Raw genomic sequence first — 15,434 nt, 5'->3', positions numbered from 1 at the left:
GCCCTCCTTCGCGGGAAGATCCGCTGCCCGCCGATCTCGGTAAAGCTTGGATTCCTCACCGGGGCGCCGCAATGACCTGACGAGGTAACGACTGCGGCGTTCCAGGCTGGATTACTGTCGCTGTCGTGCACCGACACGGGGCGCAGAGATACGCCGACGATCGCCGCGGGCTGTATTCGACCTTGCTGCGGCACTGGCGCAGGCGCCGAGGGATGAGCCAGCTCGACCTCGCGCTGGCGGCCGACGTGTCCACCCGTCACCTGAGCTTCCTCGAAACCGGCCGGTCGTCACCGAGCGTCGAGATGGTTCTGCGGCTGGCAGCTGCGCTGGATGTACCTCTGCGGCAAGCCAATGCGATGCTGCGCGCGGCCGGCCACCCACCGCGATACGCCGAGCCCGCCGAGGGCTTCCCGCCAGAGGTGTCCTCGGCACTGGAGCTGATGAAAAAGCACCACGAGCCGTTTCCGCTGTTCGTGATGGACCGCAGCTACCGGGTGCTGGACGCCAACGAGGGCGGCCGAGCGGTGCTCGGTGCCGCGCTGCCGGAGCTGGCACCCGGACATCTCGGCGAGGCGAATCTGGCCCTGCTCACGCTCGATCCCGGCATCGGCGGACGCGTCATCGTCAACCACGCGACGGTGGCGCGCGAACTGATGTGGCGGCTGCAGCGGGAGATGCTGGCCGACCCCGACAACGGGTCGTTACGCGAACTCCTCGACCACGTCGAAGCATCGCCCGGCCTGGATCAGGACTGGCGGCGCCCCGATCCCACGACGCCGTCCGCTGCGACCGTGGAGTTGAAGCTCAGGGTCGGCGCGGCGACGTGGTCATTTCTGCTGCTGGTCAGCGTTCTGCAGGCGCCGCTGGAGGTGAGCGTCGAAGACATCCGCATCGAGCAGTGGTTTCCCGTCGACGGGGTCACCGCAGCGGGGTGCGCCGAGTTGGCGCGCGATCAGCCCAGCGCGGGCTGACCTCCGTCGTCACCGAGCAGTGCCGGTGAGGTGTCCTTGAGCGCGACCCCCGAGCGTCCGAGTTGACGGGCTCCGGAGATCAGCGCGGCGGTGGTGCGGGCAGCGCGGTGATATCCCAGCCCGTCCGGCGGGTGGATGTTGGAGATGCAATTGCGGTCGGCGTCGGTGCGGCCCGGCCGCGGCAGGTGGGTCAGGTAGATCCCCAGGCTGTCGGCGACCGACAGCCCCGGCCGCTCACCGATCACCATCACGAGCGTGGCGACGTCCAGCGCCGCGCCGATGTGGTCACCGAGTGCCACCCGCGCCTGCGTCGCGATCACCGGTGGCGCCAGCCGGTAACGGCCGGCGAATTCGTCCACCAACGCACTCAGCAGCCCGACACCGTGATCGACCAGTGCGCGCGGCGACAACCCGTCGGCCAGCACGATGCCGACGTCGGCGCCGGTGGACGGAAGCGCGCTCACGTCGGCCGGGGTGCGGCCGAGGTCGGGCCTGCGCAGGTACTCGCTGCGGGACTCCGCGCGGCTGCTGACCAGCACCGGCGCCCCGAGCCCGACCGCCTCGACCTGCTCGGCGAACTGATCGGCGTCCAGCGGGACATGCACGGCGTCCCGGGCCGCGGAATGCGCGGCTTTGAACTCCAGCACCCGCCGCGACGGCAGCGCATTGCCCGCCCGGCCCAGTCCGATACGCGCCTGTGTGGTGCGCCGCAACGGTGCCCAGACATCGTCTGCGGGTCGGTGGTCCGCGTCGTTCACTGACCCGACGCCAATCCGAGCAGGGGGGAGCCGGCGGGGTCGACGGGCAGCACCCGGCCCTCACCGTCGGCCATACCCAACCGGGCCAGCCACGCTTCGAACTCCGGCGCCGGCCGCAGTCCCAGAGCCTTGCGCACGTACAGCGCATCGTGAAACGCCAGGCTCTGATAGCCGAGCATGACGTCGTCGGCGCCCGGCACGGTGATCACGAATGCCGCCCCCGCGACGCCGAGCAGCGTGAGCAGCGTGTCCATGTCGTCCTGGTCGGCCTCGGCGTGGTTGGTGTAGCAGACGTCCACCCCCATCGGCAGACCCAGCAGCTTCCCGCAGAAGTGATCTTCGAGCCCGGCCCGGACGATCTGCTTGCCGTCGTAGAGGTATTCCGGCCCGATGAATCCGACAACGGTGTTGACCAGCAGCGGATCCAGCGCGCGCGCCACTGCGTAGGCTCTGGTCTCCAACGTCTGTTGATCCACCGGACGGCCTCCGGTACCCAGGTGCGCGCCGGCCGACAATGCCGAACCCTGCCCGGTCTCCAGATACATCACGTTGTCGCCGATCGTGCCCCGGCCCAGGCTGCGGCCCGCCTCGTTGGCCTCGGTGAGCATGGCCAGCGTGATGCCGAAACTGGTGTTGGCGCCCTGTGTCCCGGCGATGGACTGGAACACCAGATCGACCGGCGCACCGCGGTCGATCAACTCCATGGTCGTCGTGACGTGGGACAGCACGCACGACTGCATCGGGATCTCGAAACGCTGCCTGATCTCGTCGAGCAGATGCAGCAGATCCGAGGTGTGTTGCGGTGAGTCGGTCGCGGGGTTGATGCCGATGACCGCGTCGCCGCAGCCCATCAGCAGCCCATCGAGGGTGGCCGCGGCGATGCCGCGCGGGTTGTCTGTCGGGTGGTTGGGCTGCAGACGGGTCGCCAACGTGCCAGGCACCCCGATCGAGGTCCGAAACGCCGCACTGACGGTGCACGCGGCCGCTACGGCGATCAGATCCTGGTTGCGCATGATCTTCGACACCGCCGCGACCATCTCTGGTGTCAGTCCCGCAGCCACCGCGGCGATGCGCTCGGCGCTGTCGTCCTGGCTCGCCGCGTCGAGCAACCAGTCTCGGAAGCCTCCGACCGTCAGATGGGAGATCTGCGAGAAGACCTGCCGATCGTGGCTGTCGATGATCAGTCGGGTGACGTCGTCGGTTTCGTAGGGGACGACGGCTTCGTCGAGAAACGTCGACAGCGGCAGATCGGCGAGCACCCAGGCCGCGGCGGCACGTTCGGCGTCGGACTCCGCCGCGCATCCGGCGAGTTCGTCACCGGAGCGCAGCGGAGTCGCCTTGGCCAGAACGTCGACCAGACCGTCGAACTGGTAGGTGTGTCCGGAAATCTGCTGGCGATAGGTCAATTCAGCTCTTCCTCGGCTGCGGCCAGAGCGGCGAATTCCTCGTCGGGGGAGTTCGCCACCAGGTGGTGCCGGCTGTAGAGCCCGAAATAGGCCATGAACAACGCGAATACGATCAGGCAACCCAGCGCGGCGACGCTGTCGACCAGGAAGGTGGCGATGACCGCGAGTACCGCGATGACGAGCGCGAAGCCGGTGGTGACCAAGCCACCGGGGGTGCGGTACGGCCGCTCCATCTCGGGAGCCCGGACCCGCAACACGATGTGGCTGACCATCATCAGCACGTAGCTCAGCGCTGCGCCGAAGACAGCCATGTTGAGCAACAACGCACCCTGGCCGGTCAGTGACAGCGCGAACCCGATGACGCCGGGCACCACGAGGGCCAACGTGGGCGCCTTGCGCGAGTTCGTCACCGACAGGGCGGTCGGCAGGTAGCCGGCCCGGGACAACGCGAAGAGCTGGCGCGAGTAGGCGTAGATGATGGAGAAGAAGCTGGCGATCAGACCGGCCAGGCCGATGTAGTTGACGACCTTGGCCATCGTGCCGTCGCCGAGGGCCTCGACCAACGGGTTACCCGACTCCGACATCGCCGCGGCGCCACCGGCTCCGGGCGTGAGCACCAGCACCGTCAGGCACGTTACGAGCAGCACCGCGATGCCGGCGATGATGCCGCGGGGAACGTTGCGGGCCGGGTTGGCGGCTTCCTCGGCAGCCAGCGGGACACCTTCGATCGCCAGGAAGAACCAGATCGCGAACGGGATCGCCGCCCAGATACCCAGATAGCCGAACGGCAGCCACTCCGAGGCGCCCGCCGCGTCAGTCACGGCGATGTCGGTCAGATTCGCCGCGTCGAACTGCCCTATCGCCGAGATCGCGAAGATCACCAGACCGAGCAGGGCGATACCGGTGATCACGAACATCACCTTGAGCGCTTCGCCGACTCCGGAGAGATGGATGCCGATGAAGATAGCGTAGGCGGCCAGGTAGACCCACCAGCCGTCCTGGATGCCGAACAGGTTCAGCGATTCGACGTAGGCACCGATGAAGGTGGCGATGGCCGCCGGCGCGATGGCGTATTCGATGAGGATCGCGGTGCCCGTGGCGAAGCCGCCCCAGGGACCCAGCGCACGCCGTGCGAACGTGTAGCCGCCACCGGCCGCGGGCAGGGCCGAGGACATCTCAGCCATGCCGAGAACCAGGGCGAGGTACATGCCGGCGATGATGACGGCGGCGATGGCCAAACCGCCGAACCCGCCCTGGCCCAGTCCGAAGTTCCAGCCGGAGTAGTCGCCCGAGATGACATAGCCGACGCCGAGGCTGGCCAGCAGCAGCCACCCAGCGGTTCCCGTCTTCAGCTGGCGCTTCTGCAGGTAGTCATCCGACTCGTTGTGCTCTTCCACGCCACGTCGCGGGTGGTGGGGGTGACTGTCGCTACTCATGGCATGAGACTCCGTTCGTAGGTGTGAACTAGCACACTATGCTCCACCCGGTTGCACCACCGTTGCAGATTTTCACCGAAACCAGTTGGGACACAATGCAATAACGAGACACAATTCACGCGCAGGCCATCACCGACGGCGGCGCGACCGCATCGTCGCGCCGTCGGCGCGCACAAAGCGCGTGTCAGCGTTACGCTCCTGCCGATTCGTCGAGCACCGGACAGAACTCAAAGGTCGGCCAGTCGACCTTTAGAAGGAGCTTATGGGCTGGGTCTCACCTTGTCCAGCCGTGAGGCGCATGTAACAGCACGTCGGAGCACCGCGATACACCGCACACACCGAATCCGTCGTCGGAAGGGGATCACCGTGGGCACGGTGATGGGACTGTCTCTGACCGCCGACATGGTGGGTTGGGTGTTGGTGGACGTCGACGCCGGTGGACTGCTCGACCACGATGTCCTGGAGGTCACCGCCGGCGCGGAGATTGCAGGCGCGGCGGTGTTGGGTGCCCATGCCATCGCCGCCACCGCCGGTCACGAGATCGACCGTGTCCGCATCACGTGGAGTGACGACGCCGGACACGACGGGTTGCGACTGCAGAGTCGACTTCGCAGCCTGGCTCTGTCGCCCGTCGAGGCGGTGCCGCAGTCGCGGGCGCTGGCGGTGCTCGTCGACCCCGAGGACGCCGACCTGCCGGTCGACATCGCGCTGGCCTACGGTGCCGCGATGGCGGCCGCCGACCACGACGAGACGATCCCCGACCCGGTGGGCGTCGACCCGGTCCGGCGGAGTCCTGCGCGGCGGCTTCTCACCTCGGCGCTCGGTGTCGCAGCAGCCGTGGCAATCGGTGTCTTCTTTCTCGGAGCGGCCGGTGGTCCGGACGTCGCTCCCGCCGCGACGGCGGTCGAGCAGCCCAGCGCCGCCGAGCCGGGCTGGGTTGCGGTGCCGGTGACACCGCCGAACACGGTCACCATTCCGGCCCGGAAAGTGGTCGCTGTGCCATCCCCGCGTAGTGCCCGGCCCGAGCCGGTGTCCAGCTATCAACCGGCACAGTCCGCGGCCACCGTTCCCGCTCCGCAGGTGGCACCGGCCCCGGCGGCTGTGACGGCCGCCGAGCCCGAGGGGCAGCCGCTGCTGAGCGAGACACCACCAGAGGTCGTACCGCATCTGGGCGGCCAGCAACCGGAGGCGGTGCCTCAGCTGGGCACTCCGCAACCGGGGGCGGTGCCGCACCACGGCGGCCCGCAGCCGGATGCGGTGCCGCCCCTGGGCGGCTCCGAACCGCGGGCCGTCACACAGCCCGACGCTGCCGGCCCGGTGCCGGCAGCCCCCGTGGGCACAATGGCCGAACCGGCGGCCGTCCCCCACGTCTCCGAGTCGATGTCACCCCATGCTCCGGGGCCGTCGACCGTCGTCACGGGAGGCGCACCCGCACCAGAGATGACAGATTCGGCGAACCTGTTCACTGCGCTGCCCTGACGCAGTACCGTCGAGGCCGTGACGGCGGCGACGCAGAACCTCTCGCAACCCATCCGTGCCGACGGGCTTGTCGACCTGGCCCGCGGGCTGCGCGATCTAGTCCGATCACAGGCTGCCGACTCTGAGCGTGCCCGCACGCTGACGCCCGACATCGTCGAGGCCATGTGGTCGTCGGGTCTGATGTCGTCGTTCAATCCCGGAGCCGCCGGCGGCGTCGAACCATCGTTCGCCGAGATGATCGAGACATGGATCGAGATGGCTTGGCAGGATGGCTCGTTCGGGTGGATCGGGATCGCCAATCTGCCCTCGGCGTTCGCTGCCGCGACCTACCTGCCCGAGGACGGGTTCGCCGAGGTGTTCAGCGCCCGGTCGAACCGGGTCACGATGGGCGGCCAGTTCTTCCCGAACGGACAGGGCGTCGCCGTCGACGGTGGTTACCGGTTGACCGGATCCTGGAGTTTCGGTTCGGGCACCGGCCACGCGGAGTACGTCGCGGCCGGGTTCCTGCCGATGGTGGACGGCGAGATGCGCTGGGCCGGTGAGGGAATCCCCGATATGCAGGTTGCGATCGTCCCGCGTGATCAGGTGGTGTTCAAAGACGGCTGGCATGTGCAGGGGTTGAAAGGCACCGGCTCCTACGACTACGCGATCGACGATGTCTTCGTCCCGCAGTGCCGCACGTTTGCGCTGTTCACCCGTGAGCCTGCGCGGGGGAGTTCGCCTGCCACCAGGATGGGGATGATGCCGGTGACAGCCGCCGGTCACGCGGCCTGGGCGCTCGGCGTGGCCAAGAGCATGCTCGACGACGTCGCCGAGTTGGCCGAGACCAAGTTCCGGATGAGCGATATGGCGGCGCTGGCCACCCGGCCGACATTTCAGAAGGGGTTGGCCCATCACGTCGCTGCCTGGCGGGCTGCCCGGTTGCTGGTGCTCGATGCGTTCGGCACCGCCGAGTCCGCGGTGGCGGCTGGGGGAGAGCTGACCCCGACGCTGCGCGCCGACATGCGCGTGGCCGCGGTGTTTGCCACCGACACCGCACGCGAGTGCGCCGAGTGGGCGCATCTCGCGGCGGGCACGAGCGCGATTCGGGAAGGTAGCCGACTCGAACGGGCCTTCCGGGACATCTACACCGGCACCCAGCATGCGTTCATCAGCGAGAAGGTCGCGATCGACGCGGCGCAGATCTGGCTGGGGATCGTGGAGGACCAGTTCGGGCTCTGATCGCGGAGCGATCGATCCGGCCGCAGATCGCGGAGCGATCGATCCGGCCGCAGATCGCGGAGCGATCAATCCGGCCGCAGATCGCGGAGCGATCGATCAGGCGACGATCTCGCGCAGGAAGCGCCTGCTGGCGAGCAGGTAGCACACGATGGCGCCGACCTGCATGACCGGCACGACACTCAGCAGCGCCCAGCCCAGCGACATGTCCCCATGGTCTGTCCGCAGCGCGTCGCTGATCAGGCCGGTCAGAAGCGGCCCGACCGACCCGAGGATCGCACTGAAGAACAGAAAGATCGCCGACGCGGTCGCGCGCTGCTCGGCTGAAACGAGGCGCTGGATGGCCGCGATCGACGGCGCCATGTAGGCGGTGCCGACCACGTAACTCAGCGCGATGAAGCACACCGAAAGCGTGGAACTGTCCACCAGGAAGCCGAGTGTCGAGAACGGGATCAGCGCGGCGGTCATGGCGGCGACCAACCAGAGCAGCCAGCGGCCGTCGATGCCGGACAGCTTGTCGGCGATGCGGCTGACAACGATCAGCCCGACGATTCCGGTCAGGCCGCTGGCGATGCCGTACTGCAGGCCCACGTCACCCAGTGTCATCCCGCGGGCGCGCATCAAAAACGCCGGCGCGAAGGTGGTCAGGGCGTAGCCTGCCACGGAGATGCACGCGGCACCGCTGACGATCGCGAGATAACTCGGCTTGCGGAGAATGTCCCACCATCTCACCGGAAGCTGTTGTACAGCAACCATTTCGACGTGTTCGGCCGGTACGTTCTGGCGCCGGCCGACGACGGCCAGCACGACGGGCACGAAGGCGACGCTGAGCGCTCCCATGGCGACGAAGGCCCAGCGCCAGCCCAGCGCCTCGGCCAACAGTCCGCCGCCGATGAGGCTGGCCGCCGAGGCCAGCGGAATCGCCAACGTGATGACCGCAAGCGGCGCCGCACGACGCTCGGGCACGAAGTTGCGTGCCACGTAAGCGTGCGCCGCGGGGGTGGATCCCGCTTCCCCGATCGCGACGCCGACCCGGGTGAGGGCGAGTTGAAAACCGGACTGAACGGCACCGCCGAGCATCGTCATGGCGCCCCACAGGGTCAGGCATCCGGAGATCACCAGCCCGTAGGCGCCGCGGTCGGAAATCCTCGCGATCGGGATCCCGATGAGCGCGTAGACCGCGAGAAAGCCGAATCCGTTGATGATTCCGATCGCGGTGTCCGACAACGCCAGATCCTGGCGGATGGGTTCGGCGAGCACCGCGGGCAGGAAGCGGTCGGCGTAGTTGAGCGTCCCGACGACGGCGAGCACCGACACCGCCGCCCACGCCCGACGGGGCCTGTGGGTGCCGGTATCGGTCGCTGAAGTCTGCGACGGTGCGGACATGCAATCTCCTCGATCGCCGGATGGCGTTACAGATCAGAGAAAGATTGTCACCATGTGGGCGGCACCGTTCGGTAATCGCGAACTTCCCGCGCGAGCGCGCGCTTGCGGTCACGCTGGGGCGCAGGCGGGCGCCGGGCTTCACACGCTGGTCGCAGCGATCCACGCCCCGGGGTCGAGCGCGGCGGTGGTGTCACGGTCGGGCCGAACCGGGCCGACCGTTCAACCAGGATCAGACAGGCCAGTTCCAGACCGACATGTCGCCGCGCGGGTACTCCATGCAGACGTCGGTGGCGTGGGCGACCACACCCTTGTTGTTGAAGAAGATCTTCGCCCAGTTACCCCAGCGCGTCGCGACCTGCTCGTAGAACACGTTCGTCGCGGTGTTCTCCGAATACTGGCGCCGACCCACCGGGTCGAGCGAGAAGAACCAGTGGATGCGGTCGAAGGCCATCTGCTGGACGTCTGGCGGTCGGTTGCTGCGGTCGATCATGTATCGCTCGTAGTACACCGGGCTGGTGTCGCGCACCGCCGCCAGATACTGCTCGACGTCGCACGTGGTGTGGATGATCCGGCGTGGGATCGGATAGTCCTCGGTGGAATCGGCCATGGCCGGTCCGGCTCCGCCGAAGAACACCATCGCGGCTCCCGCGAGCCCCAGCCCCATCCGCGCGAGGCGACCTCTCGGTCCTGTCATCGTCACTCCTACCTCGTCGTTGCCTGTCGGTCCGGTCGTGTGTGCGCCGGCGTCATCGGTCAGCCGCCTCCGGTGACGGGGTTGGACGACAGGATCAGGAATCCGCCGTTCTTCCACACCCCCCAGCGCCCGCCCCACGCGGAGGTCCACACGACAGGCTCGCCGATCCAGAACTCGGCGGGTTTGGGCGGCGCCCACGCCGGCACCGGCTCACCCTGACCGGGGGCCGGTGGCGGCGGCTGGGCCCCAGCCGGTGCGCCGCCCCCCGCCATCATCCCCGCCGCCAGAGCGGCGACGGTGGCGGCGGTGGTCAGCGCCGAGAAACGCCGGGACCGACTCATTGCCGGGCCTGATCCAGGATGGGCAGGCGGTCCGGGCAGTAGGTGCGCAGACCCGCTGCCAGGAATTGCCACGCCTGTTCGGTGGTGGAGTCGTTCTCCAACTGGTTGTGCACGAAATCCGCGGCCTCGAACGCGTTCGCGTCGACACCGGTGGCGATCCGCTTGCACGTGATCTTGCCGATCCACGCGTTGTAGTCCTTCTGGCCGTAGATCCCGTAGGTGTTCAGCTCGTTGGTGAACGCCGTGTCGGGGTCGGCGACGGCCGGGGCGGCGAAGCCCAGAGCTGATCCCAGCCCGACGGCGGCCGCGGCCGCACCGATTATCAACCGCTTCATCAAGGTCTCACTCCATCCGACGGATTCGTCTGCAGCTCAACGGCTTTGGGCCAGGGCGACGGTTTGGGCCGGGTTCGCACCCGTTGCGGCCACCAGAACCACGGGCCGAGCAGGGCGGCGATCGACGGGGTCATGAAGGACCGCACCACCAGGGTGTCGAACAACAGACCCAGGCCGATCGTCGTACCCACCTGGGCGATGACGGTCAGTTCACTCACCGCCATCGACATCATGGTAAGTGCGAACACCAGTCCGGCGGCGGTTACCACCGAGCCACTGCCACCCATGGCCCGGATGATGCCGGTACCCACACCCGCGTGGATCTCCTCTTTGAGCCGGGAGACGAGCAGCAGGTTGTAGTCGGCGCCGACGCCCAGCAGCACGATCACCGCCATCGCGAACACCATCCAGTGCAGCTCGATGCCGAGGATGTGCTGCCACAGCAGGATCGACAGACCGAACGATGCGCCCAGCGAGATGGCCACCGTGCCCACGATGACCGCCGCCGCCACGATCGCGCGGGTCAGGATCAGCATGATGATGAAGATCAGTGACAGAGCGGCGATCCCGGCGATCATCAGGTCGTAGTTGTTGCCGTCCTTCATGTCCTTGAAGGTCGCCGCGGTGCCGCCGAGGTAGATCTTGGACCCTTCCAGCGGCGTGCCCTTGACCGCTTCTTTGGCCGCGGTCTTGATGTGGTCGATCTTCGCCACGCCTTCGGGACTCAGCGGATCACCCTCGTGGGAGATGATGAAACGCACCGCGTGCCCGTCGGGAGACAGGAACTGCTCGAGGCCGCGCTGGAAGTCCTCGTTCTCGAAGATCTCCGGCGGTAGATAGAACGAGTCGTCGTTCATCGAGTCGTCGAACGCCTCGCCCATGGCGTCGGCGTCCTCGGACATCGCCGCCATCTGGTCCTGCATGCCCTTCTGAGACTGATACATCGTCAGCATCATCGTGCGCATGGTCTTCATCGTGTCGATCATCTCGGGCATCAACGCGACCATCTGGGGCATCAGCTCGTTGAGCCGGCGCATCTCCGGAAGGATTTCCTTGAAGTCGTCGGTCATGATGTTGATGCCGTCGAGGGTGTCGAACACCGACCGCAGGGCCCAACACACCGGGATGTTGTAGCAGTGCGGTTCCCAGTAGAAGTAGTTGCGGATGGGACGGAAGAAGTCGTCGAAGTTCGCGATGCTGTCCCGCAGGTCGGCGATGTCGACGTACATGCCTTCCATCTTCTGCACCATGTTGTTGGTGATCGCCGCCATCTGGCCGGTCAGGTTCGACATCTTCTGCATCGTGGCGATGGTGTCGTTCATCTCGTCGGCCTGCACCAGCATGTCGGCCATCCGGTCCTGCATGTACTTCTCGTTGAGCCGCTGGGTGGTGCCCTGCATGCTCATCTGGAACGGGATCGAGGTGTGCTTGATCGGTTTGCCGTCGGGGCGGGTGATCGCCTGCACGCGGGCGATGCCCTCGACCTTGAAGATGGCCTTGGCGATCTTGTCGATGACCAGGAAGTCCGCCGAGTTGCGGAGATCGTGATCGCTTTCGATCATCAGCAGCTCGGGGTTCATCCGGGCCGGGTCGAAGTGCCGGTCGGCCGCGGCGTACCCCTCGTTGGCGGGCAGGTCGGGCGGCAGGTAGTCGCGGTCGTTGTAGTTGGTCTTGTAGCCGGGCAGGGCCAGCAGACCGACCAGAGCCAGCGCGATGGTGGCCACGAGGATCGGTCCCGGCCAGCGCACCACCGCCGCACCGACCTTGCGCCAGCCCCGGATGCGCATGGCCCGCTTGGGTTCCAACAGCTTGCCGAAGCGGGTGACGACGCTGATGATCGCCACCATCAGGACCACGCCGGCGAGCATGACCACGAACATGCCGATCGCCAGAGGCACGCCCAGCGTCTGGAAGTACGGCAACCGCGTGAAGCTCAGGCAGAACGTCGCGCCCGCGATCGTCAACCCCGACCCCAGCACCACGTGCGCGGTGCCGTGGAACATCGTGTAGAACGCGGTTTCTTTGTCCTCGCCCATACTTCGGGCTTCCTGATAGCGGCCTATCAGGAAGATGGCGTAGTCGGTTGCCGCCGCTATCGCGAGTGTCACCAACAGGTTCGTGGCGAAGGTCGAGAGCCCGATCACCTCGTGATAGCCGAGGAAGGCGACCACGCCGCGGGCCGTGGTCAGCGACAGCACCACCATGAACAGTGTGATGACGACCGTCAGGATCGAGCGATACACCAGCAGCAGCATCACGATGATGACGGTGAACGTCGCCATCTCGATGGTGCGCATGCTGCGGTCACCGGCGATGTGCTGGTCGGCCGCGAGCGCCGCGGGTCCGGTCACATAGGCCGTGACGCCCGGCGGCGGATCCAGGTTGTTGACGATGCCCTGCACGGCCTTGACCGACTCGTTGGCCAGCGCCTCGCCCTGATTGCCGGCGAGCTTGACCTGCACGTAGGCGGCTTTGCCGTCGGTGCTCTGGGATCCTGACGCGGTGAGCGGGTCACTCCAGAAGTCCTGCACCGACTGCACGTGCGTGGTGTCGGCCTCCAGCCGCTGGACCAGTTCGTCGTACCAGGCGTGCGCCTCGTCACCGAGCGGTTCCTGACCTTCGAAGACGATCATCACCGAGCTGTCGGAGTCGCCCTCCTCGAACAGCTCGCCGACCTTCTTCATCGAGATCATCGACGGCGCGTCGTCGGGGCTCATCGACACCGCCTGCATCTCGCCGACCGTCTCCAGCTGCGGAACGGTGACGTTGACGACGACGATGAGCGCGATCCACCCGAGCAGGATCGGCACGGCGAACGCGCGGATCATCCGCGGGATGAACGGACGCTTCTGCGGTTGGGCGGGTGGGAACGCGTCGGTGGGTGCGTCGCTGACGGGGGCGCTCATGCCGACTTCACAAAGCAGAAGGTCTGAGCGTTCAAGCCGGTGTTCGTCCTCTCGTCCTTCACCTCGTCGTCGACGATGATGCGGCACGTGATCGAACTGCTGTCACCCTGCGCGACGATGTTGGGCGCGGCCGAGGGCTCGGTGGTCTCCAGCGTCAGCGACCACGGCAGCGCGGCACCGTCGACGCGTTGCGGCTTGGCGTCGAGGTCGAGGTAGTTGATGTCGGCGTAGGAGCCGTTGCCGGCGATCTCGTAGCGCACGACCTTCGGGTCGAACGGTTCGGGCAGGTCGGCGAAGTTCTCCGGCGTCTCGATGATGCCCTCCGAGCCGAAGAAGGTCCGGATGCGCGATACCGTCAAGCCGGCGATCACCACCACCACTATGATCAGCAGCGGAAGCCACACCTTTTTGGCGACTGCGATCACGCCCTCTGCCCCCGACTTCTGTCGCGCATCTGACCCCTGGTTCCCGTGACTCTTGTTCGGCTGATCGTAACTTAGCCGATATAACTTCTCACTCGGCCACAGGCTAGCTCAAGTCATTGTGGCGCTGCTAACTGCTTTGCGTCACCTGCGTGCCAGGTCACTTTTGCGTCAGCTCTTGACCCCCTTTCGGTCCGCTGTTACACATAGCGACAGCACGATGTGCTGAGCGGTCGCACAACAAGGGTCTCCTGCAGGCGGAGAAGCCCCGCGGAACCGTCGGAGGAGCGCCCATGGCAACACCACGATCAGCGGGCACGACCACGACGAGCGCGGCGACAGCCACCGGAACCGCCCACGGCTCGGGCCCGAGATCCGTCCCGGGGGCGGGGCCGGCCACCGGGGCCGAGCCTCAGGTTTACTACGACCCCTACGACACCGGGATCGTCGCCGATCCCTACCCGGTGTACGCGCGGCTGCGCGACCAGGCACCGCTGTACCACAACCCGCGCTACGACTTCTGGGCACTGTCCCGGCACGCCGACGTCGAACGCGCGCTGCTGGACTGGAAGGTGTTCTCCAACCGCCGCAGCGACATCCTCGAACTGGTCAAGTCCGACTTCGACATGCCCGAGGGCGTGATGATGTTCGAGGACCCGCCCGAACACACGATGCTGCGGGGGCTGATGGCACGGGTGTTCACCCCGCGGCGGATGGCCGAGATCGAAGACCGGATCCGGACCTACTGCATCAACTGTCTCGACCCGCTGGTCGGGACCGACGGGTTCGACATCATCGCCGAACTCGCGGCGATGATGCCGATGCGGGTCATCGGCATGTTGCTGGGCATCCCGGAATCGGAGCAGGTCTCGGTGCGCGACGCCAATGACGCCAACCTGCGCACCAGGCCCGGCACCCCGATGAAGGTCACCGATGCGAGCAGAATCGCCGACGGCCGCATCTACGCCGACTACGTCGACTGGCGCGCAGCCAACCCGTCCGACGATCTGATGACGGCGCTACTCAATGTCGAGTTCACCGACGAGCACGGTGTGCACCGCAAGCTCACCCGCCCGGAGGTGCTGCACTACACCCAGGTGGTGGCCGGCGCCGGTAACGAGACGACCGGCCGTCTGATCGGGTGGCTGGCCAAGGTGCTCGCCGAACATCCCGAACAGCGGCGCGAGATCGCCCGGGACCGCTCCCTGCTGACGCGGGCGGTCGACGAGACCCTGCGCTTCGAACCCACCGGCCCCCACGTCGCAAGGTATCTGGCCGCGGACTTCGACTACGCCGGCACGACGGTGCCCGCGGGCAGCGCCATGCTGCTGTTGTTCGGTGCGGCCAACCGCGACGAGCGGCGCTACCGCGATCCCGACACCTTCGACATCCACCGCGACAACATCAGTCATCTCACCTTCGGCAAAGGCCTGCACTACTGCCTGGGCGCCAACCTGGCCCGGCTCGAGGGCCGAGTCGCCCTCGACGAACTCCTCAACCGGTGGCCGGAGTGGGACATCGACCACGACAGCGCGCGGCTGGCGCCGACCTCGACGGTGCGTGGCTGGGAGTATCTGCGAATCCTGGTGCGGTAGCGCAGCCCGGGGAACCGGTCAGCGCCGTCCCGACAACCGGTCAGGCGTCCCGATCAGGCATCGCCGCTGTCGGCCGCGTCGAGGACGCTGACCGCAATGCCGTAGGGCAGGAACCGCACCCGCCGCGCAGGGTCGGTGTTGTTCTTGTTCGCCCGAAGCGCGTCGAGTTCGGTGGGGTAGACCTCTTCGATGTGTGCGCCGCCGTCCTGGCCCACGGTGTAGATCGCCCATACACCGTCGCCCGTCTCGCCGGTCGTCTCCGGCTCCGGGCGGGTGCGCGTCCCGCGGGTGAACTCGTCGAACAGCATCGACCATCCGGCGCGCTCACCCGACGTGTTGACGAACTTGCCCAGCCCGTCCAGCGCGTCGCGCAGCCCCTCGCCCGCTTCGCGGACGACGCGCTCGAAGTCTTCCGGGTCCAGCCCGAACGGACCGTTGTTGCTGCTCATCGTCGTGCCTCCTGACGGCCGCGCTCCCGCGCAGCAGA

Annotated in this window: 14 protein-coding genes; 4 read left to right on the top strand and 10 right to left on the bottom strand. The window is 67.2% G+C overall.

From position 1 onward, the window contains the following. The first annotated feature begins 125 nt into the window (after positions 1–125). Complete coding sequence (locus J3476_RS14295) at positions 126–971, top strand: helix-turn-helix transcriptional regulator (protein ID WP_207067094.1); 846 nt, start codon at positions 126–128, stop codon at positions 969–971. Here J3476_RS14295 and eutC read toward each other — a convergent pair. From eutC to eat, 3 genes are read right to left on the bottom strand one after another with little or no spacing between them, the layout of a single operon-like run. After that, positions 953–1,729 carry an ethanolamine ammonia-lyase subunit EutC gene (gene eutC, locus J3476_RS14290; protein WP_207067093.1) on the bottom strand — a complete coding sequence of 259 codons (777 nt, stop codon included), beginning with the start codon at positions 1,727–1,729 and terminating at the stop codon, positions 953–955. The genes J3476_RS14295 and eutC overlap by 19 nt on opposite strands. Then, positions 1,726–3,135, bottom strand: coding sequence for an ethanolamine ammonia-lyase subunit EutB (locus tag J3476_RS14285; RefSeq protein WP_207067092.1), 1,410 nt, complete (start codon positions 3,133–3,135; stop codon positions 1,726–1,728). The genes eutC and J3476_RS14285 overlap by 4 nt, the downstream gene beginning before the upstream one ends. Beyond that, positions 3,132–4,571, bottom strand: coding sequence for an ethanolamine permease (gene eat / locus J3476_RS14280; protein WP_207067091.1), 1,440 nt, complete (start codon positions 4,569–4,571; stop codon positions 3,132–3,134). The genes J3476_RS14285 and eat overlap by 4 nt, the downstream gene beginning before the upstream one ends. Positions 4,572–4,937: 366 nt before the next feature. Here eat and J3476_RS14275 point away from each other — a divergent pair, with 366 nt between their 5' ends. Both J3476_RS14275 and J3476_RS14270 read left to right on the top strand, forming a co-directional pair. After that, positions 4,938–6,050, top strand: a complete 1,113-nt coding sequence (locus J3476_RS14275) for a hypothetical protein (protein ID WP_207067090.1) — start codon at positions 4,938–4,940, stop codon at positions 6,048–6,050. 18 nt (positions 6,051–6,068) lie between these two features. Further along, complete coding sequence (locus J3476_RS14270) at positions 6,069–7,271, top strand: acyl-CoA dehydrogenase family protein (RefSeq protein WP_286183031.1); 1,203 nt, start codon at positions 6,069–6,071, stop codon at positions 7,269–7,271. Positions 7,272–7,367: 96 nt separating this feature from the next. Here J3476_RS14270 and J3476_RS14265 read toward each other — a convergent pair whose 3' ends face one another. From J3476_RS14265 to J3476_RS14240, 6 genes are all read right to left on the bottom strand, one after another. After that, positions 7,368–8,654 (bottom strand): MFS transporter, encoded by a 1,287-nt coding sequence (locus J3476_RS14265; protein WP_207067089.1) that lies wholly within the window; start codon positions 8,652–8,654, stop codon positions 7,368–7,370. A gap of 229 nt (positions 8,655–8,883) precedes the next feature. Next, positions 8,884–9,348, bottom strand: coding sequence for a DUF5078 domain-containing protein (locus J3476_RS14260; protein ID WP_152517258.1), 465 nt, complete (start codon positions 9,346–9,348; stop codon positions 8,884–8,886). 59 nt (positions 9,349–9,407) lie between these two features. Then, positions 9,408–9,689, bottom strand: a complete 282-nt coding sequence (locus J3476_RS14255; RefSeq protein ID WP_207067088.1) for a hypothetical protein — start codon at positions 9,687–9,689, stop codon at positions 9,408–9,410. Beyond that, positions 9,686–10,024, bottom strand: coding sequence for a DUF732 domain-containing protein (locus tag J3476_RS14250; protein ID WP_207067087.1), 339 nt, complete (start codon positions 10,022–10,024; stop codon positions 9,686–9,688). Before J3476_RS14250 ends, J3476_RS14255 begins: the two co-directional genes overlap by 4 nt. Further along, the gene (locus J3476_RS14245; protein WP_207067086.1) at positions 10,024–12,930 is read right to left on the bottom strand and encodes an RND family transporter; all 2,907 of its coding nucleotides are present in this window, start codon (positions 12,928–12,930) and stop codon (positions 10,024–10,026) included. Before J3476_RS14245 ends, J3476_RS14250 begins: the two co-directional genes overlap by 1 nt. Beyond that, positions 12,927–13,355, bottom strand: coding sequence for an MmpS family protein (locus tag J3476_RS14240; RefSeq protein WP_207067085.1), 429 nt, complete (start codon positions 13,353–13,355; stop codon positions 12,927–12,929). The genes J3476_RS14245 and J3476_RS14240 overlap by 4 nt, the downstream gene beginning before the upstream one ends. Positions 13,356–13,645: 290 nt before the next feature. Between J3476_RS14240 and J3476_RS14235 the strand changes: the two genes are divergently transcribed. Beyond that, complete coding sequence (locus J3476_RS14235) at positions 13,646–14,947, top strand: cytochrome P450 (RefSeq protein WP_207067084.1); 1,302 nt, start codon at positions 13,646–13,648, stop codon at positions 14,945–14,947. Between the two features lie 53 nt (positions 14,948–15,000). Here the strand turns inward: J3476_RS14235 and J3476_RS14230 are convergent, their stop codons facing one another. After that, on the bottom strand, positions 15,001–15,396 hold the full coding sequence (locus J3476_RS14230; RefSeq protein WP_207067083.1) for a hypothetical protein: 396 nt from the start codon (positions 15,394–15,396) through the stop codon (positions 15,001–15,003). Positions 15,397–15,434: the final 38 nt, after the last annotated feature.

Origin of the sequence: Mycobacterium sp. PO1 (assembly GCF_017312405.1) — a bacterium.
Classification (GTDB): Bacteria; Actinomycetota; Actinomycetes; order Mycobacteriales; family Mycobacteriaceae; genus Mycobacterium.
This window is presented reverse-complemented; position numbering and strand designations above follow the sequence as displayed.

What these genes read in the sequence shown, in the direction of transcription:
- J3476_RS14230 (WP_207067083.1), bottom strand. Translation starts at nt 15,396, where the DNA reads ATGAGCAGCAACAACGGTCCGTTCGGGCTGGACCCGGAAGACTTCGAG.
- J3476_RS14250 (WP_207067087.1), bottom strand. Translation starts at nt 10,024, where the DNA reads ATGAAGCGGTTGATAATCGGTGCGGCCGCGGCCGCCGTCGGGCTGGGA.
- J3476_RS14260 (WP_152517258.1), bottom strand. Translation starts at nt 9,348, where the DNA reads ATGACAGGACCGAGAGGTCGCCTCGCGCGGATGGGGCTGGGGCTCGCG.
- J3476_RS14255 (WP_207067088.1), bottom strand. Translation starts at nt 9,689, where the DNA reads ATGAGTCGGTCCCGGCGTTTCTCGGCGCTGACCACCGCCGCCACCGTC.
- J3476_RS14235 (WP_207067084.1), top strand. Translation starts at nt 13,646, where the DNA reads ATGGCAACACCACGATCAGCGGGCACGACCACGACGAGCGCGGCGACA.
- J3476_RS14245 (WP_207067086.1), bottom strand. Translation starts at nt 12,930, where the DNA reads ATGAGCGCCCCCGTCAGCGACGCACCCACCGACGCGTTCCCACCCGCC.
- eat (WP_207067091.1), bottom strand. Translation starts at nt 4,571, where the DNA reads ATGAGTAGCGACAGTCACCCCCACCACCCGCGACGTGGCGTGGAAGAG.
- J3476_RS14265 (WP_207067089.1), bottom strand. Translation starts at nt 8,654, where the DNA reads ATGTCCGCACCGTCGCAGACTTCAGCGACCGATACCGGCACCCACAGG.